The following is a 24218-nucleotide window of genomic DNA, read 5'->3' as shown; positions in this document are numbered from 1 at the left end:
ACGGGGGCGGAGGCAGGGGCGGCGACGGAGGGCCGGAAGGCGCTCTGGACGGCGTATCCGGGGTGCGTTAGCTTCCGGCGCCATGAGACTTCTGGAACTCGGCATCGGCATGTGCGCGTCAGCCCTGGTCGTGGGGGTACTGGCCGCCCCCGCCCAGGCTTCCGCGGCCCCCGACCCGGCCCCGGTGACACAGGACTTACGCGGCGCCGGCTGGGCCCTGAAGGACACCGGGAGGGACGACGTACGGTTCCGCGGGCTGGCGGCGGTCACCCGGACCACGGCCTGGGTGGCCGGTGCCAAGGGGACCGTGCTGCGCACGGTGGACGGCGGCCGCAGCTGGCGTGACGTGTCGCCGCCCGGCGCGGTCGCGGAGGCACTGGAGTTCCGCGACATCGAGGCTTTCGACGCGCGGCATGCGGTGGCCCTGTCCATCGGAGAGGGCGAGGCCTCCCGGGTGCTGCGCACCGAGGACGGCGGAGCCACCTGGACCGAAGCCTTCCGCAATCCCGACCCGCGCGCCTTCTACGACTGCCTCACCTTCTTCGACGCCCGGCACGGCCTGGCCATGAGCGATCCGGTGGACGGGAAGTTCCGCATCCTGGCCACCGACGACGGCGGACGGAACTGGCGGGTCCTGCCGAGCGAAGGCATGCCCGAAGCGCTGCCGGGCGAGGCGGGCTTCGCCGCGAGCGGCCAATGTCTGGTGAGCTCCGGCCCGCGTGATGTCTGGCTGGCCACCGGCGGCGGGGCGCAGGCCCGGGTACTGCACTCCGCGGACCGCGGCCTGACCTGGAAGGCCGCCGAATCCACCGTCCCGGCGGGCGATCCGGCGCGCGGGGTCTTCGCCCTCGCCTTCCGGGACCGTACGAGGGGACTCGCGGTCGGCGGTGACTACCGCACCGGGCAGGCCTCCCCGCAAGCCACGGCCGTGTCCGCCGACGGGGGACGCACCTGGCGCCAGGCCGCGACACCGCCGCCGGCCTACCGCTCGGGCGCGGCCTGGTTCCCGTACAGCGGAGGGACCGCCCTCGCGGTGGGGCCCACGGGCACCGATGTGACCACGGACGGGGGCCGCGGCTGGCGGACCCTGGAGACGGGGTCCTTCGACACGGTCGACTGCGCGGCGGACACCGGATGCTGGGCGGCGGGGGAGAAGGGACGGGTGGCGCGGCTGGAACGGCGGCGCTGATCAGCCGGCCGCGGCGGGCGGGGCCGGGGGCTCCGCGGCGGTGACGAGGTCCATGCCCGGGTGGCGCCCGCGGAGCGGGCCGGACGGCGGGGCCGGGGGCGGCGGCCGGGTCGGGCCGCGTGTCCCCGCGCGTCCCCGGCGCGGGCTACGCGACCGGGTTCTCCCGCACCGTCGCCAGGTCCGCCGAGGTCTTCGTGGCGATGAACTCGGTGACGGTGTAGGTGCAGACGCCCGCCACCGTGAAGGGGTCCTCGGCCGCGATCCGTTCGATCTCGGCCCGGGACACACCGCCGGCCAGGATCACGCCGCCGTCGCGCGGGACCTTGCGCCCCGACGCGAGGAAGACGCCGCTGGCGTAGTAGCCGTCCAGCCAGGCGATGTGAGCGTCCATCTGCTCTTCGACGGACTCGACGGGTGCGGTGTAGGTGAGCTCCATGACGAACATGATCGCCAGGCTACTCTCGCTCCATCATGACGAGTGCGAAGACCCCCGCCGACGAGGCCGAGGCCCGGGCGATACAGGACGAACTACGGCATCAGGTCGTGCTCACCGAGCCCGGCCCGCCACCCGGCCGCGGCTTGGTCACGGGAGTGGACGTCGCCTACGACGACGCGCGCGACCTGGTCGCCGCCGCGGCCGTGGTACTCGACGCCGCCACCCTGGAGGTCGTCGAGGAGGCCACCGCCGTCGGGCACGTCAGCTTCCCCTACGTACCCGGGCTGCTCGCCTTCCGCGAGCTGCCGACCGTACTGGCCGCCCTCGACTCCTTGAAGACAGGGCCCGGCCTCGTCGTATGCGACGGCTACGGCCTCGCGCACCCCCGTGGCTTCGGCCTCGCCTGCCACCTCGGGGTGGTCACCGGACTCCCGGCCATCGGCGTCGCGAAGAACCCGTTCACCTTCACCTACGAGGAACCGGGCGCCCGGCGGGGCGCCGCCGCCGCGCTGCTCGCGGCCGACGGGACCGAGGTCGGGCGGGCGCTGCGCACGCAGGACCGGATCAAGCCGGTCTACGTGTCCGTAGGACACCGGGTCTCGCTGGACAACGCCTGCGCGCACGCCCTGGCCCTGAGCCCCCGCTTCCGGATCCCCGAGACGACCCGCCACGCCGACTCCCTGTGCCGCAGGGCCCTGCGGGAGGCCTCCTGAATCACCCGGTCCGCGTGCGCCCGGTCCGCGTGCGCCCGGTCGGCCTGCGCCCGGTCGGCGTGCGCCCGGTCGGCGTGCGCCCGGTCGGCGTGCGCCCGGTCCGCTCGCACTCGGTCCGCTTGTACCCGACCGGCGGGCGTTCGCCCGTCAGCGGGCGTCCACCACCCGGAAGGTGATCCCCGCCTTCTGGAGGCGGGCGATCAGGGCGTCGCCCATCGCCACGGCTGTCGTCAGCTGCCCGGCCACCTTCGGCAGGGCGTCGTGGGCCAGGCAGAGCGCCGACTCGGCCAGCATCTTCGCCGTCTCCCCGTAGCCGGGGTCGCCACCCGCCACCTCGGTCAGCACGCGCCGCCCGCCGCCCTTGCCCACGAACCGCACGGTGAACCAGCTGCGCGCGCGGCGTTCCGCGTCCGGCCCCCGGCCCGGTTCCCAGCGGTTCATCAGCCAGCGCCGGGCCGGCGGCACCTGGGACAGGGCCACCGTCGCGCCCAGCGCCGCCGTACCTCCCACCGCGACGGGCAGGTGCTTGACGGAGGCGTAGTGCCGGTAGCGGAAGTCCGGGCCGTACCGCTCCAGCGCGGCCGCCGACCGGGCCACGACGCGCGGGTCCAGCGAGGGCAGCGGCATCGCCCAGGTGCCGGTCTCCCGGCTGAAGCGTGGTGCCCCCACCGGCCCGCGCGCCCGCCGCCCCAGCAGCCGCGGCTCGTGCAGCCGGCGCTCCCGCGCCGCGGCCAGGGTCTGCGGGCCGCGGCTCAGCGCGGTCAGCGCGGAGGCCAGGGTGCCGCCGGAGAAGAAGGCGTTGGACCGCACGAACCCGTCGACCGCCAGCGGGACCCCCCGCGGCAGCTGCCGGACCGTGAAGTACGCCCCGAGATCGGCCGGGATCGAGTCGAAGCCGCAGGCGTGCACGATCCGTGCCCCGGTCTCCCGGGCCCGTGCGTCGTGCTCGACGTACATGCGGTCCACGAACTCCGGCTCGCCGGTGAGGTCCACGTAGTCCGTGCCCGCCTCGGCGCAGGCGGCCACGAGCTCCGCCCCGTACCAGACGTACGGTCCCACCGTCGTGGCCAGCACCCGGGTGGACGCGGCCAGCTCGCGCACGGCCGCGGGGTCCTGGGCGTCGGACCGCAGCAGCGGCAGCCGCGCACATGCCGGGTCGATCGAGGCCAGCCGGTCGCGCAGCCGCTCCAGCTTCGAGGAGTCCCGGCCGGCGAGGGCCCACCGGCAGCCGGCGGGTGCGTTCGCGGCGAGGTACTCGGCGGTGAGCGCGCCCACGAACCCGGTGGCACCGAACAGTACGACGTCGTAGGCGCGTTCCGGCCGGTCGTGCGGGACAGTTGCGTTCATGAACGGCTCCTCCCAGGGGGTGTCGGTGGCCGAGGCTAGCGTGATGTCCGGCCGCCGGTACGAGCGGGTAGGGCGCGCCGTACCCGGAGAGAGCAGCGCATGGAGCCGGACACCCGGGCGGCCGGGTGATCCGCCGGGAGCCCCGCCTGGGGGCTTGTGTTCGATGGAACACGTTCCTAGCATCACTGGTGTTACATCAGTTGTGTCACACAGCCGGTCACGGCCGCACACCACACACCACGAACACCATGCACACCAGAGCCGCTGGGGGCCCGATGGCAGTGACAGGGAACGGGAACCGGGAGGCGAGCGGGCCCGGCCCGCTCGCGGGGGTGCGCGTCGTCGAACTGGCGGGCATCGGCCCCGGGCCGTTCGCCACCATGCTCCTCGCCGACCTGGGCGCCGACGTCGTACGGGTGGACCGCCCCGGCGGCGGCGGGCTCGCGGTCGATCCGGCCTACGACATCACCAACCGCGGCAAACGGTCCGTCCTGCTCGACCTCAAGTCCGCCGACGGGCCCGCCCGCGTCCTGGACCTGGTCGAGCGGGCCGACGTGCTCGTCGAGGGATTCCGGCCGGGGGTCGCCGAGCGCCTCGGGGTCGGACCGGCCCAGTGCCTCGCCCGCAATCCGAAGCTCGTCTACGGCCGGATGACCGGCTGGGGCCAGGACGGCCCGCTCGCCGAGACCGCCGGGCACGACATCGCGTACATCGCCGTGACCGGCGCCCTCGGCATGATCGGGAACCCGGGAGAGCCCCCGGCCGTACCCGCCAACCTGGTCGGGGACTACGCGGGCGGCTCGCTCTACCTGGTCATCGGGGTCCTCGCCGCCCTCCACCACGCCCGCGCCACCGGCACCGGCCAGGTCGTCGATGCGGCCATCGTCGACGGCACCGCCCACCTCACCGCCATGATCCACGGAATGATGGCGGCGGGCGGCTGGCAGGACCGTCGCGGGGCCAACCTCCTCGACGGCGGCTGCCCCTTCTACGGCACCTACGAGACCTCCGACGGCCGGTACATGGCGGTCGGCGCGCTGGAGCAGCAGTTCTACGACACCTTCGTGGGGCTCCTGGGCATCCAGGACCACGCCCCGGCCCGCAAGGACCTCGCCCGCTGGGGCGAACTGCGGGAGGCGGTCGCCGCGCGCTTCAGGATGCGTACGCGCGCGGAGTGGACGGCCGTCTTCGAGGGGAGCGACGCCTGCGTGGCGCCCGTGCTCTCGCTGCGCGAGGCCCCGGACCACCCGCACCTCGCCGCCCGCGGCACCTTCCACGACTTCGGCGGGATCGTCCAGCCCGCGCCCGCGCCGCGCTTCTCGACGACCCCGGGCGCCCTCACCACAGGACCGGCGCAGCCGGGTGCGCACACCGCGTCGGTCGCGGCCGACTGGGACGTACCGGCCCTGCTCGGGAAGGAGAACTGATGGAACTGTCCATGATGCTCGACTACGCCGGAGACCCGCGCCGGGCCGCCGACCAGGCCGCCGCGCTGGAGTCGGCCGGGCTCGACGCCGTATGGGTGGCCGAGGCCTGGGGGTTCGACTCCCCGACGATCATGGGCTATCTCGCCGCCCGCACCGAGCGGCTGAAGATCGGCTCGGCCATCCTCAACGTCTACTCGCGCACCCCCGGCCTCATCGCGCAGACCGCCGCCGGCCTGGACGCGCTCTCCGGCGGCCGGGCGCTGCTGGGCCTCGGCGCGTCGGGCCCGCAGGTCGTCGAGGGCTGGCACGGGATGCCGTACGACAAGCCGCTCGGCCGGACCCGCGAGACGGTCGAGCTGTGTCGGCGCATCTGGCGGCGCGAGACGATCGACCACCACGGCATCACCGACATGCCGCTGCCGCCCGAGAAGGGCGGCCGGCACGGCAAGCCGCTGAAGATCCTCACCCGGCCGGTCCGTCCCGCCATCCCCGTCCACATCGCCTCGCTCGGCCCCGCCAACGTCCGGCTGACCGCCGAGATCGCCGACGGCTGGCTCCCCACGCTCTTCATCCCCGAGAAGGCCGCCGCGGTGTGGGGCGGCCCGCTCGCCGAGGGCGCGGCCAAGCGGTCGCCGGAGCTCGGCCCGCTGCAGACCGTCGCGGGCGGCCTGCTCGCCATCGGCCCGGACGCGGCCGCCGTGCGGGAGCTCGCGCGCCCGCAGATCGCGCTGTACGTCGGCGGGATGGGCGCGGTCGGCAAGAACTTCTACAACGACCTGGCCGTCGCCTACGGATACGAGGAAGAGGCTCGCCGGATCCAGGAGCTGTATCTCGCCGGGCGCAAGCGCGACGCCGCTGCCGCCGTCCCGGACGAATTCTGTGAGCTGATGACGCTGTGCGGGCCCGAGGGCTACGTACGCGAGCGCGTCGAGGCCTTCCGTGCGGCGGGCGTCACCATGCTCAATGTCACGCCGGTCGGCCCCGACCCGGCCAAGCTGATCGAAACCGTCAAGAGCTGGCTCTAGGGGGACCCGATGCAACGACGCATCTTCGACGCCGACCACGAGGCGTTCCGCGAGACCGTACGCACCTTCCTCAGCAAGGAGGTGCTGCCGCACTACGAGCAGTGGGAGAAGGACGGCATCGTCAGCCGCGAGGCGTGGCGGGCCGCGGGACGGCAGGGGCTGCTGGGCCTCGCCGTACCGGAGGAGTACGGCGGCGGCGGGAACACCGACTTCCGCTACGCCGCCGTGATCGCCGAGGAGTTCACCCGCGCGGGCGCCCCCGGGCTGGCCATCGGGCTGCACAACGACATCATCGGGCCCTACCTGACCTCGCTCGCCACCGAGGAGCAGAAGCGCCGCTGGCTGCCCGGCTTCTGCTCCGGGGAGACCATCACCGCCATCGCGATGACCGAGCCGGGCGCCGGCTCCGACCTCCAGGGGATCCGGACCACCGCCGAGGACCACGGCGACCACTGGGTGCTGAACGGCTCCAAGACCTTCATCTCCAACGGCATCCTGGCCGACCTGGTGATCGTGGTCGCGAGGACCACCCCCGAGGGCGGGGCGCACGGCCTGTCGTTGCTGGTCGTCGAGCGCGGCGCGGAGGGGTTCGAGCGCGGCCGTAACCTCGACAAGATCGGCCAGAAGTCCCAGGACACCGCCGAGCTGTTCTTCAACGACGTACGCGTCCCGAAGGAGAACCTGCTCGGCGAGCTGAACGGCGCGTTCCTCCACCTGATGACCAATCTCGCGCAGGAACGGATGGGCATCGCGATGGCCGGCATCGCGGCCGCCGAGCACCTGCTGGAGATCACCACCCAGTACGTGAAGGAGCGGGAGGCCTTCGGCCGTCCGCTGGCCAAACTGCAGCACATCCGGTTCGAGATCGCGGAGATGGCCACCGAGGTCGCCGTCACCCGGACCTTCCTCGACCGCTGCATCACGGACCACACGAACGGCGAACTGGACCACGTGCACGCCTCCATGGCCAAGTGGTGGGCCACAGAGCTGCAGAAGCGCGTCGCCGACCGCTGCCTCCAACTCCACGGCGGCTACGGCTACATGACCGAATACCGGGTCGCCCGGGCCTTCACCGACGGCCGCATACAGACCATCTACGGCGGCACGACCGAGATCATGAAGGAGATCATCGGCCGTTCCCTGCTCGGCTGATCTTCCCCGGACACCTTCCCCCGGACACACCTTCCCCCGGACACCTCCTCCCGGACACCTCCCCCCTGGACACCTCCGAAAGGCTTGACCAGTGAGCACCGAAGCTTACGTATACGACGCGATCCGCACCCCGCGCGGCCGCGGCAAGGCCAATGGCGCCCTGCACGGCACCAAGCCGATCGACCTGGTCGTCGGACTTATCGACGCCCTGCGCGAGCGCAACCCCGGCCTGGACCCCGCCACCATCGACGACATCGTGCTCGGTGTCGTCGGCCCGGTCGGCGACCAGGGCTCCGACATCGCCCGTGTCGCGGCCATCGCCGCCGGCCTCCCGGACACCGTGGCCGGCGTACAGGAGAACCGCTTCTGCGCCTCCGGTCTGGAAGCCGTCAACCTGGCCGCCGCGAAGGTCCGCTCCGGCTGGGAGGACCTGGTCCTCGCCGGCGGGGTGGAGTCCATGTCCCGCGTCCCCATGGCCTCCGACGGTGGCGCCTGGTTCGCCGACCCGATGACCAACTGGGACACCGGCTTCGTCCCGCAGGGCATCGGCGCCGACCTGATCGCCACCATCGAGGGCTTCTCCCGGCGCGACGTGGACGAGTACGCGGCCCTGTCGCAGGAGCGTGCCGCCGCGGCCATCAAGGACGGCCGCTTCGTGAAGTCCGTGGTCCCGGTCACCGACCGCAACGGCCTGATCGTCCTGGACCACGACGAGTTCGTCCGTCCCGGCACCACCGCCGACACCCTCGCCAAACTGAAGCCCTCCTTCGCGGACATCGGCGAGCTCGGCGGCTTCGACGCGGTCGCGCTGCAGAAGTACCACTGGGTCGAGAAGATCGACCACGTCCACCACGCGGGCAACTCCTCCGGCATCGTCGACGGCGCCTCGCTCGTCGCCATCGGCTCCCGCGAGGCGGGCGAGCGCAACGGGCTGACCCCGCGCGCCCGGATCGTCTCGGCGGCCGTCTCCGGCTCCGAGCCCACCATCATGCTCACCGGCCCCGCCCCCGCCACCCGCAAGGCCCTCGCCAAGGCCGGGCTGACCATCGACGACATCGACCTGGTCGAGATCAACGAGGCCTTCGCGGGCGTCGTCCTGCGCTTCGTCAAGGACATGGGCCTCTCCCTCGACAAGGTCAACGTCAACGGCGGCGCGATCGCGCTCGGCCACCCGCTCGGCGCCACCGGCGCGATGATCCTCGGCACGATCGTCGACGAGCTGGAGCGCCAGGACAAGCGCTACGGGCTCGTCACCCTCTGCGTCGGCGGCGGCATGGGCGTCGCCACCATCGTCGAACGCCTCTGATCCGCCCTGTTCCCCCTGCCCACCGGACCTTCCGAAACGAAAGCAGTGACCATGAGCGAGTCCACCACGATCCGCTGGGAACAGGACGAGACCGGCGTCGTCACCCTGATCCTCGACGACCCCAACCAGTCCGCCAACACGATGAACCAGGCCTTCAAGGACTCCATCGCGGCCATCGCCGACCGCGCCGAGGCCGAGAAGGACTCCATCCGCGGGATCATCTTCACCTCCGCCAAGAAGACCTTCTTCGCGGGCGGCGACCTCAAGGACATGATCCGGCTCCGCCCCGAGCACGCCCGGATCGCCTTCGACACCGGCACCGAGATCAAGCGCTCGCTGCGCCGGATCGAGACCCTCGGCAAGCCCGTCGTCGCCGCCATCAACGGCGCTGCCCTCGGCGGTGGTTACGAGATCGCTCTCGCCTCCCACCACCGCGTCGCCCTCGACGCGCCCGGCTCCAAGATCGGCCTGCCCGAGGTCACCCTCGGCCTGCTCCCCGCCGGTGGCGGTGTCACCCGTACCGTGCGCCTGATGGGCATCGCCGACGCGCTGCTCAAGGTGCTGCTCCAGGGAACCCAGTACACCCCGCAGCGCGCCTTGGACAACGGCCTCGTGCACGAACTGGCCGCCACCCCCGAGGAGATGCTGACCAAGGCCCGCGCCTTCATCGACGCGAACCCCGAGTCGAAGCAGCCCTGGGACGTACCCGGCTACAAGATCCCGGGCGGTACGCCCTCCAACCCGAGGTTCGCCGCCAACCTCCCGGCCTTCCCGGCCAATCTGAAGAAGCAGCTGAACGGGGCCCCGTACCCGGCGCCGCGCAACATCCTGGCCTGCGCCGTCGAGGGCTCCCAGGTGGACTTCGAGACCGCGCTGACCATCGAGGCCCGCTACTTCACCGAGCTCGTCACCGGGCAGACCGCCAAGAACATGATCCAGGCGTTCTTCTTCGACCTCCAGGCCGTCAACGCGGGCCGCAGCCGTCCGCAGGGGATCGAGCCGCGCAAGGTCCGCAAGGTCGCCGTCCTCGGCGCCGGGATGATGGGCGCGGGCATCGCCTACTCCTGCGCCCGCGCGGGCATCGAGGTGGTCCTGAAGGACGTCACCGCCGAGGCCGCCGCCAAGGGCAAGGCGTACTCCGAGAAGCTGCTCGACAAGGCGCTCTCCCGGGGCCGGACCACCGAGGCCAAGCGCGCCGAGCTGCTCGCCCGGATCACCCCGACCGCCGACGCGGCCGACCTCGCGGGCTGCGACGCCGTCATCGAGGCCGTCTTCGAGGACACCTCCCTCAAGCACAAGGTGTTCCAGGAGATCCAGGACGTCATCGAGCCGGACGCGCTGCTGTGCTCCAACACCTCCACGCTGCCCATCACGGGCCTCGCGGAGGGCGTTTCGCGGCCGGTCGACTTCATCGGCCTGCACTTCTTCTCACCCGTCGACAAGATGCCGCTCGTGGAGATCATCAAGGGGGAGCGGACCGGCGACGAGGCCATCGCCCGCGCCTTCGACCTGGTCCGCCAGATCAACAAGACGCCGATCGTGGTCAACGACTCGCGCGGCTTCTTCACCTCGCGCGTCATCGGCCAGTTCATCAACGAGGGCGTGGCGATGGTCGGCGAGGGCGTCGAGCCCGCCTCGATCGAACAGGCCGCCGCCCAGGCCGGTTACCCGGCCAAGGTGCTCTCCCTGATGGACGAGCTCACCCTCACCCTGCCGCGCAAGATCCGCAACGAGACGCGCAAGGCCTTCGAGGCCGAGGGCAAGGCGTGGGCCGAGCACCCCGCCGACGCGGTCATCGACCGTATGGTGGACGAGTTCGGGCGCCCCGGGCGCAGCGGCGGGGCCGGCTTCTACGAGTACGACGAGGCGGGCAAGCGCGCCCGCCTCTGGCCGGGGCTGCGCGAGCACTTCACCAAGCCGGAGGTCGACGTCCCGTTCGAGGACATGAAGGAGCGGATGCTCTTCTCCGAGGCCCTGGACACCGTCCGCTGCCTCGACGAGGGCGTGCTCACCTCGATCGCCGACGCCAACATCGGCTCCATCATGGGCATCGGCTTCCCGGCCTGGACCGGTGGCGTGATCCAGTACATCAACGGCTACGAGGGGGGCCTGCCCGGCTTCGTGGCCCGTGCCCGTGAGCTGGCGGCCCAGTACGGCGAGCGCTTCACCCCGCCGGCCTCGCTGATCGCGAAGGCCGAGCGCGGCGAGACGTACACGGACTGAGCACGGCCGTCCCGGGTCCGTACGCGAGCGGGCCCGGGACGCCTCCGGCTCAGCGGCCGGGGTCGCTCAGGAACGCGAACACCCCGCGCTCCTCGGAGCCGTCCGGGGCGGTCCACCGGGCCAGCACCTGCCCCCGGACGCCGTCCGCGGTGGTGGGACCCGGACGCAGTACCCGGGTCAGCGTGAGGTCGTAGAGGGGTTCCGGTCGACCGGCCGGGCCCACCCCGATGACGGTGGCTTCGGCGGTGTCGGACACCTTCCCGGGACCGGCCGGGGGCGCCGGTACGCCCCTCCGTCCGGCGCGGACCTCCACCGTCGGGTCGGGGGTGTCGCTCTCGCTCTGGGCCTGCGCCGTGGTGCGGCCCGCCAACAGGGCCAGCAACTGCTCGACCAGGACGAGGTCGTGGGCGCCGTCGTAGACCCAGCGCCTGCCCAGCGTCCCGTGCATCAGGGTGCCGACCAGCCCGTCCTCGGCGCCCGCCAGCGGGGCCCCGCGGTAGGTGAGCGGGACCAGGTAGGCGACGGGCTCGTCCCCGGAACCGTCGGTGACGACCATGAACTCGATGCCGACCACGTCCTCGGGGTCGTCGAGCCGGAACCCGCCCGCCCTGGCGAGACCGGCGGTGCCCGTACCCCCGTGGTACCAGGGCCGCGACGGGAGCCAGTCGGCGAGGAGTTCCAGTTTGGTCGGGGTCAGCGTGGTGTGGTGGATGACGGCCATGGCACGAACCTACCCGGCCCCACCCGGCCCCTGAGGACCGGTCCGCAGCCACTTCACGGCCAGGGCGGCCCGCCCCGGCTTCGTCGCCGCGCTCGCGAACCGGCCGCCCCGCGTCAGGGCAGCGTCCAGAACACCTCCGTCACGAGGTAGAAGACGACGACCCAGAACACGAGCAGCGCGGCGACGACGGCGCCGCCGACGAGGTTGGTCCTGGCGGGCGGTTCGTCCGTTGAGGGCCACAGCCACCGCTTGAGCAGCCGGTTCACGTAGTGGGGCATCGTGAAGAAGCTCATGATGAAGCTCGACAGCAGGTTGCCCACGAGCAGTCCGAACCAGAGCGGCATGCCCAGCGGATGCAGGACGAGGCTCAGTATCACGACGGTCGGGTAGAGACCGACCCAGACCGCGATGGCGGTCTTGGTCTCCGAGGGCGGCGCCGCTTCCTTGCCGTTCTCCTCGAAGGCGAACCAACTGCCGAACGAGTTGTCGATCGTGCGCAGTTTGAAGTCGTTGAACCTCTCCCCCTCGGCGAGCATCTCCCGCCGCTTCGCCGACGTCAGCCACGCGTCCAGGTGTTCGGCGTTGTCATAGCGGTACAGGGTGGTCCACTCGTCCTGAATGCCTTCGATGGGGCGGAAGATCTCGGTGCCGCGAAACCCTTCGAACTTGCTCTCCTCCTGGCTCATGTGGCGCTGCCATGCGAGGAAGTCGTCGACGTGGTCGGGGCGGACGCGATGGGTCACCACCACGGTCACCAGCGGGTCCGTCGGCTGCGTGCCACCGCTGATCACCTGCTGGGTCGCGGGACCGTCGAAGTACGGCTCGCCGGCGTCGAGGAGCCGTTGCCGGGTCGCGCCGTTCATCCAGGCCTGCAGGTGGGCCACCGAGTCGAACCGGTAGACGATCACCCAGTCGGGTTGTACGGCGGTCGGCGGGGACACCTGGACGCCGAGGTGTCCGGCGTACCGGGCGGCCGCGGCGTTGACTTCGTCCTGCCACTTCTCGTACTCCCGGTCCATGCCGGGGCGGACCCTCCGGCCGAGGATGACCGTCGCCGCGTTGTCCGTCTGCCGTTCGGCCGTCATCGTCGCGTGCCCGTCCGCGCCGACTGGCTCTCGACGAGCCGGCCGTAGATCCGTTCCGGAGTGAGGGGCAACTCGCGGTAGCGCACTCCCGTGGCGTCGCGGAGCGCGTTCGCGAGCGCGGGGGCCACCGGGTTGATGCAGCACTCCGCCATCCCCTTCGACCCCATGGCCCCGACGGAGTCCGACGAGCCCACCAGGAGCACGTCGGTGCGCGGCACGTCGGCGTAGGTGGGGATGCGGTAGTTGCGGAGGTTCGGGTTGGCCATGACGCCGTCCGCGTCGATCTGGAAGTTCTCGGTCAGCGCGAAGCCGATGCCCTGGGCGACACCGCCCTCCACCTGTCCCCGGACCTGTTGCGGGTTGATGAGCACACCGGCGTCGGTCGCCTGGACGCTGTACAGGACACGGATCTCACCCGTCACTTGGTGAACGGCGATGCGGAAGCCCTGCGTGTTGGAGGTGATGCTGCGGGGCGAGCCGTACGCCTTGCGGGCGGCCGTGAACCGGATGCCGCGCGCCCGGGCCTCGGCGACGAGCGTGGCCAGCGAGACGCGCTCGTCCCCGCAGACGACGCCGTCGTCGTCCATCGAGCACATCACGACGTGGACACCCGTGTGCGTGGCGGCGAAGTCCAGGATGCGGTCGCGCACCGCATTGGCCGCCCGGAGGACCGCGTTGCCCGCCACGAAGAGTCCGGCACTCGCGAAGGCGCCGGTGTCGAATCCCGTGCGGTCGGTGTCGGACTGCACCAGGCGGATCCGCGACGGCGTCGTACCCAGCTGGTTGGCCGCGATCTGGACGTGCGCGGTCGACGTGCCCTCCCCGAATTCGACGGTGCCGACGGCCAGCTCGTACACGAGGTCGTCGCCGAGCGTGAGCCAGGCCTCGGAGACGTGCTCGGTCGGGGGCGCGGTCTCGTGCATGGAACTCGCGACGCCGACCCCGACGAGCCAGCCGGGGCCGGGGGAGGGCTGGTCGGCCGTACGGGCCAGCTCGCCGGCCACGAGGTCGATGCACTTGCCGAGCCCGTCCTCCTGGAACACCACGTCGTCGGGCCCGTCGTGCAGGGCGACGGGCGGCTCGCCCGGGCGCACGATGTTGCGGCGTCGCAGTTCGAGCGGATCCATGTGCAGGGCGAGGGCCAGTTCGTCCATCGCCGATTCCACGGCGAAGGCCGGCTGGGTCATTCCGTAACCGCGCAGGGCGCCGCTCGGAACGGTGTTCGTGTAGACGGAGAAGGCGTCGTACTTCTTGTTGGGGCAGCGGTAGATCATGACGGCGGAGCCGCCCGCGTACAGGGTCTCGCCACCGTGGTTGCCGTAGGCGCCCGTGTTCGACAGGTTGCGGACCTGGAAGGCGGTGAGCGTGCCGTCGGCCTTCGCTCCCAGCTTGACCGTCAGCTTCATCGGATGCCGGGGCGAAGCCGTGGTGAACTCCTCCTCGCGCGTGTACTCGAAGCAGACAGGCCGGCCGGTGTCGAGGGCGGCGAGAGCGGCCAGGTCCTCCGAGATGACCTCCTGCTTGCCGCCGAAACCGCCGCCGACGCGCTTGCAGAACACGCGGAGCTGGTCCGGGCGCAGCGCGAACAGGTAGGCCAGCTTGACCTTCGCGATCGAAGGAGACTGAGAACTGGTGCGGACGTTCAGCCGCCCGTCCTCCATCCAGGCGATCGAACCGTGGGTCTCCAGGTGCGCGTGCTGCACGCGCGGTGAGAAGTACGTGCCTTCGTGGATCACGTCGGCCGCGGCGAAGCCCGCGTCGACGTCGCCGATGTGCGAGTGGATCTCCAGGAGGAGGTTGTGGACGTAGTCGCGGGCGAACGGGTCCTCCGAGCCGTGCAGTTGCGGAGCCCCGTCGGCCATGGCCTCCTCCGGGTCGAAGACCGCCGGCAGCACCTCGTACTCCACGGCCACCTTCCGGCAGCCCTCCTCGGCCGCCCCGACCGTGTCCGCGAGCACCGCGACGACGCGCTGGCCGACGAAGCGGACCGTGCGGTCGAGGATGTAGGTGTCGTCCGGATCGACGAGGTGGTCGGTGTGGATCGCCGTGGTGAAGCGTTTGCGCGGCACGTCCTCCCAGGTATAGACGCGATGCACGCCGGGGACCGCCAGCGCGGCGGTCTTGTCGATCGAGACGATGCGGGCGTGCGCGTGCGGCGAACGCAGCACTTTGAGGTGCAGCATCCCTTCCATGCGGGTGTCCATCGTGAATTCGGCGAGACCGGTCACCACGTCGTCGGCCGCCGGCGCCCCGACGTTCGTTCCGACGGCCCGTCCCGGCGCGGCGCTCTGCACACCGGCGACGCCCTTCACCGCGTCCTCGATCGCCCGGTAGCCGGTGCAACGGCAGAGATTTCCCTTCAACGCCCGGGGCAGGTCCGCCTTCTGGGCCTCGGTGAACGTCGCCGAGGTCATGATCATCCCTGCGGTGCAGAACCCGCACTGGAATCCCGGGGCGTCCCGGAACCGGCGCTGCGCGGGATGCAGGTCGCCGGGCGACCCGAGACCCTCGATCGTGGTCACCTCATGGCCCTCCGCGCGGAAGGCGGGGGTGATGCAGCTGTGGACCGGAGTGCCGTCCAGCCACACGGTGCACGCGCCGCAGTCGCCGGCGTCGCAGCCCTTCTTGACGCCGAAGTGGCCGAGCGCGCGCAGGAACGTCCGCAGGCACTGGCCGGGGTCCGGTTGCTCGGAGAAGCTCCTGCCGTTCACGGAGTAGGTCATGCCGGGCCCCCGGCCATGAGTTCGTGGCGGATCTCTTCGGCGAAGTGCAGGGTGAGGTGGTGGCGATGGTCCGGGGTTCCGTTCGGGTCGGCGAACCAGACGTCGGCGGGGATGGCGTTGATGCTCTGCTGCAGGGTGCGGGCATCGGGCACGGTCTCGAAGGCGAAGCGCACCGGGCGAGTGGTGCCGGCGGTGACGGTGAGCAGCAGGTCGCTCGTTCCCGGCGTCTGCGTACCGACGAGGAAGACCGTCGAACGGCCCAGGTGGGTCAGCGTGAAGAGGCGGTGGGCGGTGCGCCTGCGCAGGGCGCGCGCCGGAACGCGGATGCGCCGCAGGATCTCCCCGGGAGCGAGGATGTTCCGGTTGTTCCCGGTCACGAAGTCGAGAGCGTCGACGGTGCGCACGGACCCGTCGGTGGCCCACAGCTCGTACTCGGCCTCGAGCGCGACCGTGAGCGTGATCATGGGACCGGCCGGCAGGGACATACAGATGTTTCCGCCGACGGTCGCCGAGTTCCAGACCTTGAACGACGACAGGAACGCCTCGCAGCTCTGGGCGAAGAGAGGGCCCGCGGTCCAGTCGGCCGGAGGCGTGAGGGCGTACAGGTCCCGGATGGTGCACGTGGCGCCGATCTCCAGGCCCGCGCCGCTCGGCACGAGGGGATCCCAGCCCAGGGCCGTCAGGTCGACCAGGCGGCGCAGGCCCGGCTGCTCGGCGGAGAACAGCCACGTCCCGCCGGCGAGCCAGGCATCGTCCTCGCGCCAGTCGGCGCCCGGCCGCTCGGACGGTCGCCGGACGACTTCGCTGATGGTGTTGAGGTCCATGAGAACACCTGCCCGTTACGTGCAGGGGTGTGCGCCGCCTTGAGCGGCAGAATCCGCTGGGGCCGCTGGGGCCGACCCGCTCAGAGCAAGGGCCGGCGGGCGCAAAAGACTCCCTTCCAGCGTACTGAGAACGGGCCTGCCCCGCCAAAGCAGGGTTCAGGTCTGCGGCTATGGCCCGCCGGGTGCCCCGCCGGAGACGAACGCCGCCCGCAATTCCTCGCGCAGGGACCGCTGGAAGGCCGTCACCAGCGCCTGGACCACCATCGGCTGCATGTGCGCCGACAGCGCCTTCATGGACTCCACCCGCTCCGGATCGCTCTCGCCCTCCGTGAACGGCCCCCACACCTCGTCGCGGAACAGGGCCGTCAGTTCGTGGGCCGCCGAGCGGGTGTGCTCCATGAGCACCCGGCGCGCCGCCAGGATCGTCTCGTGGGCGATCGGTACGTCGAGCAGCGCGACCCCCAGCCGCAGCAGGCCCACGTCCACCCGGAACCCGTCCCCCGAGACGGCGAGCACGTTCATCGCCGTCAGCCGCCGGACATCGGTGTCCGACAGGCTCCGTCCCGCCCGCTTCTCCAGCTCCTCCCGCGATACGTCCTGCGCCGCGTCCGGAGCCCAACTGGCCACCATCGCCCGGTGGATCGCCAGGTCATGGGCGCTCAGGTCGTCGGGCAGCGCGTCCAGGTAGCGCTCGATGGCGGACAGGGTCATGCCCTGGTGCTGGAGCTCCTCGATCAGTGCCAGCCGGGACAGGTGTTCCGGCCCGTAGTGCCCCACCCGACGAGGGCCGATCACGGGAGGGGGCAAAAGCCCGCGGGTGCTGTAGAAACGAACGGTGCGCACGGTGACGCCCGCCCGGGCCGCCAGCTCGTCGACGGTGAGCATCGGCTCGGGTGCCTGGTCGGCCATCGTCTGCGCCTCGCTCTCTGCTCCACAGCTTGGGTTCAACAGTATTGCTGTCGCACCAACGATGTGAAACGGCCAGGAGCTGCCCATGACCACGAACCTGCGACTGCCCGGACGACCCGAAGAGATCACCCTGCCGGCCCTGCTGGCCCGCAACGCCGCAGAGTACGGGGAACTCCCCGCCCTCTCGTGGCGGGCCGGCCCCGAGGCCGCCGAATGGACGACGCTGACCTGGGGCGAGGTGCGCAGCAAGGTCGCCGTCCTCGCCGCCGGGTACGCCGCCCTCGGCGTCGAGCGCGGCGATCACGTGCTGATGATGATGGGCAACCGCCCCGAGCACTGGCTCAGCGACCTCGCCCTCGTCCACCTCGGCGCCGTACCCGTCACCGTGTACGGGACCTCCGCGCCCGAGCAGATCGCCCACATCGCCCGCCACAGCCGGGCCCGGGTCGCCGTGGTCGAGGGCGCCCGTGAACTCCTGCGGTGGGAGCCCCTGCTGGCCGATGCCGGCGTCCCCCTGGAGCGTCTCGTCGTCGCCGAGGCCGCCGAGGCCGGCGGGCACTCCACCTACGGCTCCCTGTACGCCGGCGGGGCCCGGCTCCACCGCGGCGACGACTTCGAGAAGGCCTGGCGGGAGATCCTCCCCGAGGACCCGCTGACCGTCGTCTACACCTCCGGCACCACCGGCGACCCCAAGGGCGTGCGGCTGACCCACCGCAACCTCATGCTCCAGGCGGTCCGCCTCGACCGGCACGTGGACCTGCCCGAGCACGCCGAGCACATCTGCTACCTGCCCTTCGCGCACATAGCCGAGCGGGTCCTCGGGATCTACCTGCCGCTGCTGCGGGCCTCGCACGTCCGGCTGTGCGCCGACCCCGCCGCCGTGTCGGGGGCGGTCCGTGAGCTGCACCCGGTGCAGTTCTTCGGCGTGCCCCGGGTGTGGGAGAAGCTCGCCGCCTCGGTCCGCGCGGTCCTCGCGCGGCTCCCCGAGGAGCAGCGCACGGCCATCGAGGCCGCGAACGACCTGGCCCGCGCCCGGGCCGGGCACCGGGAGCGCGGCGAGGAGGTGCCGGCCGCGCTCGAAGCCTCGTACGCCGGGGCCAAGGAGCAGGTGCTGGACCCGCTGCTGGGGCTGGCGGGCATGGACCGTTTGATGTGGACGGCCAGCGCCACCGCGCCGATGCCGATCGACGTGGTCCGCTTCTGGGCCGGCTGGGGCATCACCATCATGGACGCCTGGGGGCTCACCGAGACCTCGGGCGTGTGCACGGTCAACAGCCCGGACGGCTTCCGGCTCGGCTCGGTGGGCCGCGCGATCGAGGGGCTGGAGCTGAAACTGGCCGAGGACGGGGAGATCCTCACCCGCGGGGCGACCGTGTTCGGCGGCTACCTGCGGCCGGACGGCTCGCTGGAGAGCGCCTGCGACGACGAGGGCTGGTTCCCGACGGGGGACATCGGCCGGCTCGACGAGGACGGGTACCTCTGGCTGACCGACCGTAAGAAGGAGCTGATCATCACCTCGAACGGCAAGAACGTCTCGCCGGCCCTGGTGGAGAACACGGTGAAGGAGCACCCGCTGATCGGCCAGGCCCTGGTGCACGGCGACGGCCGCTCGTACCTCGTCGCCCTGCTGGTCCTGGACCCGGAGCTGGCCCCGGTCTGGGCGGCGGCCCGGGGCATCGAGGCCGCTTCCCCGTCCGCCCTCGCCGCGCACCCCGGCGTCCGGGAGGAGATCGCCCGTGCGGTGGACGCGGCCAACGCGCGGCTCAACCGGACCGAGCAGATCAAGCGGTACCGGCTGCTGACCGAGGAGTGGGGCCCGGAGACCGGGGAGCTCACCCCCTCGCTCAAGCTCCGCCGCCGGGTGGTCCGCGACAAGTACGGCGCACTGATCGACGGCCTGTACGAGGAGCCGTACGAGAGCGCGTGAACCGGGACGCCGACGCCCCGGTGCGGTGAGCACCTTCCGCCCACCGGACCGGGGTGCCGGTACCTGGCGGCCGATCAGCGGGTAGTGGCCGGACAGAGAAGCCGGACAAGGCGACACCCCGGCCCGGGTCTCTGCGGAGACGTCGGGTCGGGGCGTCGTTGCGCCCGGCCACTGGTGGGAGAGCGGCGGGCGAGTCGCTGGCCTGCTTGGTCAGCAGAGCGGGTGCTCCCAATGCAGATCTGCCGAACCCTCGATCCAATACGCGTGCGACCGCTCGGTCACCCGTAGGCGCACCTCCCCGATGCCGGGCCGGCCCATGCGGTGCCACCCGATGAGTGCCCGCTCGATGTTGTCCCACAAGGAGACGGGACCACCCTGGCGAACCAGCCACTCCCCGCCCTCGTTCACCAACTCGGCGAACGACTCCCGGTCCGGGTCGAAGACGTAGAAGAGCGGCGCGCCATTGCTGGACCAGGCCCGCAGCACCTGCGCGGACGGTGCCGCCAGGTGGGCCAATACGGCCTGCATCGGCTTGTCGAGGTCGGTCGGGGCTACTGATGCTCGCCGCTCGGAACCGGGATACGCCACACGGGAGGACAGGTCGCCGGCGATCGGCGTGACGGCCTGAGAGCGTGCCTGCATGAAGCTGGTGTGAGAGACGAACCGCCCCTCGGCCGTCCCGTCGCCTTGCACCATGACCTTGGCGAGGCCGGTCCCGGTTGCCAGTGACCCGATGGTGGCGAGAACGACGCCGCCGGGGCGGGTCTGCCGGACCCACGTGTAGGGGATGCGCCGGACCCCGCACGTGGCGATCACCCTGTCGTAAGGGGCACGACGGGGTAGGCCGAGGAGGCCATCCCCCGTGACGGTCCAGGTGGAGAACCCAGTGCCTTCCAGGGCGACGTCCGCGCGGGCGGCGACCCCAGGATCCACCTCTATCGTGGTGACGCTGTCCTCGCCCAGACGATGGCACAGCAGGGCAGTGGAGTACCCGGTGCCCGTGCCGATCTCCAGTACGCGCTGCCCGTCCTCAACCTCCAGGTCCTCGATCATCTCCAGGACGAGCCACGGGATCGTGGATGACGAGCTTGGGATGCCCGGTACCGGGCCGGGGGCCTGGTCGGCGGTGAGGTGCCCATCGAGCTGCGTGACGAGGGAATCATCGGTGTACGCGATCCGGGCCCACTCCGTGGGGCCCGCGTCGGCGGCGGTCACGGGCTGCCAGAGTCCCCCACCGACAGGGAGGAAGACGCCGGGGTTCAGGAACGCCTCACGGGGGACGTCTTCGACGGCCTTCCGCCATGCCGGGGAACGGATGGCACCCATCGTTTCGAGCCTGTCGGCGAGAGCCTGCCGATCGTGGCTGGTATCGATCAAGGGATTTCTCCTTGTGCGAGCAGGTCGGCGAAAGCGGCTGCCATGGGGAGCCCGGTGTGCTCCTCCAGCCAGCCCCACTGGCCATTCGGATTTAGCTCCAGCAGCCAGTGGGTTCCGGCGCGGTCGACTGCGAGGTCGAAGCTTCCCGACACGAGGCTGAAGGCGTCGAGGAAGGCACGCAGGGCCGTCTCCAGAGGGGCGGACAGGGTGATGACCGAGTACGTCAGGGCAGAGTAGTCCCGCCGCCAGTCCAGGAGTTCGGAGTCGATGCGTACGGAGAAGACCTGGCGGCCCGCAACCAGGACGCGGACGTCGCACACTTTGTCGACGCGTGCCTGGAAGAGGTGCGGGACGGCGCGGATCCGGTCGTCGATCTCGTCTGCGGCGACCGGCTCCGCCCACGACACGAGGGGGACGCCGTTGCGCCGGTAGGAAGTCGCCCGTAACGTCTTGTGGATCACCTCGGCGTGATCCGCGACGAACTGGCGTGCTTCGTGCGGGTCGTTCGTGATGAGGGTGGGCGGCACGGCGAGGCCGAGGCGGTGTGCAAGGGCCAGTTGATGGGGCTTGTGGTCCGCCTCGGCGTTTCGGAGCGGGTGGTTCACCCACAGCGGGCGGTCGAGCGCGTGCAGGACACCACCGAGCCCGTACCGGGTCTGGGCGGCGGCGAACCGGGCATCGTCGGGGCTCAGGTCCGCGAAGGCGGGCCAGGTCGGCCGACGCCAGTACACAGACCGCACGTCTTCCGGATCGGCCTCTCGGGACGGCGTGAGCAGCCGCCCGGCCGCGTGGGGCGGGCGGCTGCCGTACCGAGCCGAGACCGTCAGGCCGTCGCCGATGTCAGCGGGGTTGAACCTGACCACTGGCGTGCACCGCCGGTTGAGTTCGGTGATGACCATGTCGGCGGTGACGTCGTCGGCCTCGGTGACTACCAGGACCGGCCTCTTCTCGGTGATACGCATCAGTCCTGCTGGCTGTCCTGGTCGCTGCCCTGGTCGCTCGTGCCCGGCCCCCCGTCGGGGCTGGTCGAGGTTGTGGTGCCCGTGGCGCAGCTGGTGCCGTGCTGACCCATCTCGACAAGCTGCCCGACCCGGTCGCGGAAGACGCCGAGCTGGGTGGCGGGATCGACACTGACGGAGGCGTGCGGGAGGCTCACAGTGGTGCCGTAGGGCGCGAGGCGGCTGCTGCCCCAAGGGATGGTCGGTGCAGAGGACGTGAAGAACATGGGACTCCCTGGGTTGAGTGCGGGAAGGTGCCGGCCCGTCTTTTCACGGGCCGGGGTTCAGCGGGCAGTGCCGACGACGATCACGGCGAGCGCGCCGACCACGATGGCGACGTACAGGGCCTGACGGCCGAGCTCGCTCATCGGCCGGCCGCCAGTGTCTTTGGCTGGGCGTGCGGGCCGGGGCGGTACGCGCGGCCGTGTCCACAGCCGGGGTGCGCGTACATCGGAGGCCGGACCCCGGAGGCGGAGAAGTCGGGGCCCGCCCGATTCGCGGGCACAGCGGCAACGCGCTGGTCGCAGTACACGCAGTACTCGACGCCCCCGCTCACCGAGAGGCCGCCGCGGGCATCAGCTGGAGCATTCGACGCAGGGTCCTGGCCAGGCCGCGGGCGTAGTTCCACCGCGCCAGCGGCCCGTCGCCCGAGCCTGCGCTCGTGAGCTCGTGCCAGTCGGCCAGGGGGGCCGCTGCTCCGTCGAGGTCGACGACCTCGGTGAGGAGCAGGATGCCGCAGTCCAGGAGCCGTTCGACGAGTACCTCGATGTCGACCTCGTCCGCCTTGCGGTTGTACGGGACGAGCGCGCGTTTCACGAGCTCGGCGACCGTATCGAGGTCGCCGCGGGTGGCCGCCATGCTGGTTCTCCCTGCCGTCGTCAGCGGGTGGTGACACCAGCCTGACGCCGCGGCAGAGGAGGATTACTCACAGATTTGTGAGTGCTACACCCCGATCCAGCGAGCCATCCCGCCCAGCCCTTCGGGGGCCCGTCGCGACATGTGCACCAGCCCCCGAATCGTGGCCCGGGTGCCCGGCAGATGCCGAGTCTGCTCCGGAGCCACCTTCCTGGCCTCCGCCAGATACGCCAGCGACGTCTTCGCCGAGCCGGCCTCCATCTCCACCAGCGCCCGGTCCACGAGATACCGGGCCCGCCGCGACGTCAGCGTCGACGCCGGCAGCTTCAGCCCGCGGGCCCGGCCGAGGGCCTCGTCGAAGTCGCGCAGCACGATCGACGTACCGAGCTCGTGCAGCCGGACGTTGGCCCGCCCGAAACTCAGCCAGTGCACGTCGCCCGATTCTCCACCGACGCGATCCGCGAGCTCCCGGGCGGCGGCAAGATGCGCTTCCACGGCGGCCCGGTCCTGGTCCTTCGCGGCCACCGTAGCCAGCCCGAGGTGAAGTTGCCCGGTCACGGCAAGGGCCTCGCGGCTCGTCTCCCCGGCGAGCAGGGCCTGCCCCGACGTGATCAGCTGTGCGGACGTGGCACACCGCCACAGCGTCGCCCGCTTGTACCGCTGCACGGCCTCCAGGCACGGGTCTGACGCGCGGCCTGCCGCCCAGCCCATCCGGTCCAGGGCGACGCGCGCGAGATCCGGGTGATCGAGCTTCAACGCCACGTCGTGCGCCGTCCGGTACGCCGATGCGAGGGCCTGCCACGCCGGTGTTGCCGACGCCGTGCAGACGGTGTGCGTCAGCTCCAGGATCAGGCGCGGCAGGGCCTTCCCTGCTGCGCGGAGATGCGTGGCCCGCACCTGCTGACACAGGGTGTCTGCCTCGGCAATCAGCTCCGGCACCGGTCGGACGTCGGCCAGGCCGGGGTTCGGCCCGAGGTCGTACCGGTCGAGTGCTTCCCGGATCGGGGCGACCAACGCGAGCAGCCGATCGGCGGGAAGTGCGGTCACAGCGGGGGGTCCTGTCAGCTTGGACGAGTCCACCCGCAGCGCGTGCGCCACGGCCGCCACAAGACCCGGGGTGGCGGCGCGCGCCCCGCACTCGACCTGGCTCAGGAGGCTGAGGCTGTAGGGGATGCGGTCGGCCAACTCGCGCTGCGTCAGGCGGGCAAGGCGCCGCTGCTCCCGAATCCGGGATCCGGTGTGGTCGTCGTCGGGTGCGGGCATACGGCTCTCCGTCCAAGACTCGTCGTCATGGACCGTACCCGCGCACGGTGCGCCAGATCTGCCTTCGCCCCCGATTCCACACGCATCGGGGCGATTGCATAGGCTCGGGCGCCATGACGACGAGGACTCTGTACCTGCTCTGCTCGGCCGCCCCGCCCGTCTTCGAGATCGCCGGGGTGGTGGAGGAGGCTCAGCGGCGCGGCTGGGACGTGTGCCTCGGCCTGACACCGACGGCTGCCGACTGGCTGAAGGACAGCCTGCCGGGGCTGGCCGCGCTGACCGGGCACCCGGTCCGGAGTAGCTACAAAAGGCCCGGAGACCCCGACGTGTGGCCGATGGCGGACGCGATCCTCGTCGCCCCAGCCACCTTCAACACGGTGAACGCGTGGGCGCTCGGCCTCACGGACCGATTCGTCGTCGGGGTCGTGGCCGAAGGCATCGGCAAGGAGATCCCCATGGCCGTAATGCCGTGCGTGAACTCGGCCTACGCCCGACACCGAGCCCTGGACCGGTCCTTGGAGGAGCTGCGGGAAATGGGCGTGGCGGTGCTGTACGGGCCGGCCGGGTTCGAGCCGAACGCCCCCGGGGAGAAGCGGCCGTACCCGTGGGGCGTGGCGTTGGACGCGATCGACGAGTTCGGCCGGTAGGCGGGCCCCGGGGCATACAAAAGCGCCCCGCGTCCCGGATGAGTCGTACACGCCCCGGTGCGGTGGGCGGG

General features: G+C 71.6%; 21 protein-coding genes. 9 read left to right on the top strand and 12 right to left on the bottom strand.

Annotated features, from left to right (window positions below; genetic code table 11):
• Positions 1-109 precede the first annotated feature (109 nt).
• Positions 110-1189 (top strand): WD40/YVTN/BNR-like repeat-containing protein, encoded by a 1080-nt coding sequence (locus ACWGIU_RS04135; protein ID WP_453702207.1) that lies wholly within the window; start codon positions 110-112, stop codon positions 1187-1189.
• Between the two features lie 145 nt (positions 1190-1334).
• On the opposite strand, the gene ACWGIU_RS04130 is transcribed toward ACWGIU_RS04135, so the two are convergent.
• Positions 1335-1634, bottom strand: coding sequence for a YciI family protein (locus tag ACWGIU_RS04130; protein ID WP_453702205.1), 300 nt, complete (start codon positions 1632-1634; stop codon positions 1335-1337).
• 26 nt (positions 1635-1660) lie between these two features.
• Here ACWGIU_RS04130 and ACWGIU_RS04125 point away from each other — a divergent pair, with 26 nt between their 5' ends.
• On the top strand, positions 1661-2338 hold the full coding sequence (locus ACWGIU_RS04125; RefSeq protein WP_453702203.1) for an endonuclease V: 678 nt from the start codon (positions 1661-1663) through the stop codon (positions 2336-2338).
• A 147-nt stretch (positions 2339-2485) separates the two neighbouring features.
• Here the strand turns inward: ACWGIU_RS04125 and ACWGIU_RS04120 are convergent, their stop codons facing one another.
• Positions 2486-3685: a saccharopine dehydrogenase family protein gene (locus tag ACWGIU_RS04120; protein WP_453702201.1), complete on the bottom strand. Its 1200-nt coding sequence runs from the start codon at positions 3683-3685 to the stop codon at positions 2486-2488.
• Between the two features lie 275 nt (positions 3686-3960).
• Between ACWGIU_RS04120 and ACWGIU_RS04115 the strand changes: the two genes are divergently transcribed.
• The 5 genes from ACWGIU_RS04115 (at position 3961) to ACWGIU_RS04095 (ending at position 10818) form a co-directional block, all read left to right on the top strand.
• A complete protein-coding gene (locus tag ACWGIU_RS04115; protein WP_453702199.1) occupies positions 3961-5112 on the top strand; it encodes a CaiB/BaiF CoA transferase family protein in 1152 nt (383 codons plus the stop codon).
• Positions 5112-6137 carry an LLM class F420-dependent oxidoreductase gene (locus tag ACWGIU_RS04110; RefSeq protein ID WP_453702197.1) on the top strand — a complete coding sequence of 342 codons (1026 nt, stop codon included), beginning with the start codon at positions 5112-5114 and terminating at the stop codon, positions 6135-6137. Before ACWGIU_RS04115 ends, ACWGIU_RS04110 begins: the two co-directional genes overlap by 1 nt.
• A gap of 9 nt (positions 6138-6146) precedes the next feature.
• Positions 6147-7289 carry an acyl-CoA dehydrogenase family protein gene (locus tag ACWGIU_RS04105; protein WP_453702195.1) on the top strand — a complete coding sequence of 381 codons (1143 nt, stop codon included), beginning with the start codon at positions 6147-6149 and terminating at the stop codon, positions 7287-7289.
• A 91-nt stretch (positions 7290-7380) separates the two neighbouring features.
• Positions 7381-8595, top strand: a complete 1215-nt coding sequence (locus tag ACWGIU_RS04100) for an acetyl-CoA C-acetyltransferase (RefSeq protein WP_453702193.1) — start codon at positions 7381-7383, stop codon at positions 8593-8595.
• A gap of 51 nt (positions 8596-8646) precedes the next feature.
• Positions 8647-10818, top strand: a complete 2172-nt coding sequence (locus ACWGIU_RS04095) for a 3-hydroxyacyl-CoA dehydrogenase NAD-binding domain-containing protein (RefSeq protein WP_453702192.1) — start codon at positions 8647-8649, stop codon at positions 10816-10818.
• A 49-nt stretch (positions 10819-10867) separates the two neighbouring features.
• Here the strand turns inward: ACWGIU_RS04095 and ACWGIU_RS04090 are convergent, their stop codons facing one another.
• The 5 genes from ACWGIU_RS04090 to ACWGIU_RS04070 form a co-directional block, all read right to left on the bottom strand.
• Positions 10868-11539 carry a maltokinase N-terminal cap-like domain-containing protein gene (locus ACWGIU_RS04090; RefSeq protein WP_453702190.1) on the bottom strand — a complete coding sequence of 224 codons (672 nt, stop codon included), beginning with the start codon at positions 11537-11539 and terminating at the stop codon, positions 10868-10870.
• A gap of 113 nt (positions 11540-11652) precedes the next feature.
• Positions 11653-12624, bottom strand: coding sequence for an antibiotic biosynthesis monooxygenase (locus ACWGIU_RS04085; RefSeq protein ID WP_453702188.1), 972 nt, complete (start codon positions 12622-12624; stop codon positions 11653-11655).
• Complete coding sequence (locus tag ACWGIU_RS04080; protein WP_453702186.1) at positions 12621-15347, bottom strand: molybdopterin-dependent oxidoreductase; 2727 nt, start codon at positions 15345-15347, stop codon at positions 12621-12623. The genes ACWGIU_RS04085 and ACWGIU_RS04080 overlap by 4 nt, the downstream gene beginning before the upstream one ends.
• A complete protein-coding gene (locus ACWGIU_RS04075) occupies positions 15344-16171 on the bottom strand; it encodes an FAD binding domain-containing protein (protein WP_453702184.1) in 828 nt (275 codons plus the stop codon). Before ACWGIU_RS04075 ends, ACWGIU_RS04080 begins: the two co-directional genes overlap by 4 nt.
• Positions 16172-16339: 168 nt before the next feature.
• Positions 16340-17080 (bottom strand): MerR family transcriptional regulator, encoded by a 741-nt coding sequence (locus tag ACWGIU_RS04070; RefSeq protein ID WP_453702182.1) that lies wholly within the window; start codon positions 17078-17080, stop codon positions 16340-16342.
• A gap of 85 nt (positions 17081-17165) precedes the next feature.
• Between ACWGIU_RS04070 and ACWGIU_RS04065 the strand changes: the two genes are divergently transcribed.
• Positions 17166-19007 carry an AMP-dependent synthetase/ligase gene (locus ACWGIU_RS04065; protein ID WP_453702180.1) on the top strand — a complete coding sequence of 614 codons (1842 nt, stop codon included), beginning with the start codon at positions 17166-17168 and terminating at the stop codon, positions 19005-19007.
• Between the two features lie 210 nt (positions 19008-19217).
• Here ACWGIU_RS04065 and tgmC read toward each other — a convergent pair whose 3' ends face one another.
• From tgmC to ACWGIU_RS04040, 5 genes are all read right to left on the bottom strand, one after another.
• Positions 19218-20384, bottom strand: coding sequence for an ATP-grasp peptide maturase system methyltransferase (gene tgmC / locus ACWGIU_RS04060; protein ID WP_453702179.1), 1167 nt, complete (start codon positions 20382-20384; stop codon positions 19218-19220).
• Complete coding sequence (tgmB, locus tag ACWGIU_RS04055; protein WP_453702177.1) at positions 20381-21346, bottom strand: ATP-grasp ribosomal peptide maturase; 966 nt, start codon at positions 21344-21346, stop codon at positions 20381-20383. Before tgmB ends, tgmC begins: the two co-directional genes overlap by 4 nt.
• On the bottom strand, positions 21346-21609 hold the full coding sequence (tgmA, locus tag ACWGIU_RS04050) for a putative ATP-grasp-modified RiPP (protein ID WP_453702175.1): 264 nt from the start codon (positions 21607-21609) through the stop codon (positions 21346-21348). Before tgmA ends, tgmB begins: the two co-directional genes overlap by 1 nt.
• 325 nt (positions 21610-21934) lie before the next feature.
• Positions 21935-22240: a DUF6415 family natural product biosynthesis protein gene (locus tag ACWGIU_RS04045; RefSeq protein WP_453702173.1), complete on the bottom strand. Its 306-nt coding sequence runs from the start codon at positions 22238-22240 to the stop codon at positions 21935-21937.
• Positions 22241-22324: 84 nt separating this feature from the next.
• Positions 22325-23500 (bottom strand): helix-turn-helix domain-containing protein, encoded by a 1176-nt coding sequence (locus ACWGIU_RS04040; RefSeq protein WP_453702171.1) that lies wholly within the window; start codon positions 23498-23500, stop codon positions 22325-22327.
• A 113-nt stretch (positions 23501-23613) separates the two neighbouring features.
• Here ACWGIU_RS04040 and ACWGIU_RS04035 point away from each other — a divergent pair, with 113 nt between their 5' ends.
• A complete protein-coding gene (locus ACWGIU_RS04035) occupies positions 23614-24147 on the top strand; it encodes a flavoprotein (RefSeq protein WP_405437061.1) in 534 nt (177 codons plus the stop codon).
• The last annotated feature ends 71 nt before the right edge of the window (positions 24148-24218 follow it).

The organism is Streptomyces sp. NPDC054840, assembly GCF_053611065.1.
Note: the sequence above shows the minus strand (reverse complement) of the source record. Positions and strands in the feature narration are given on the sequence as shown.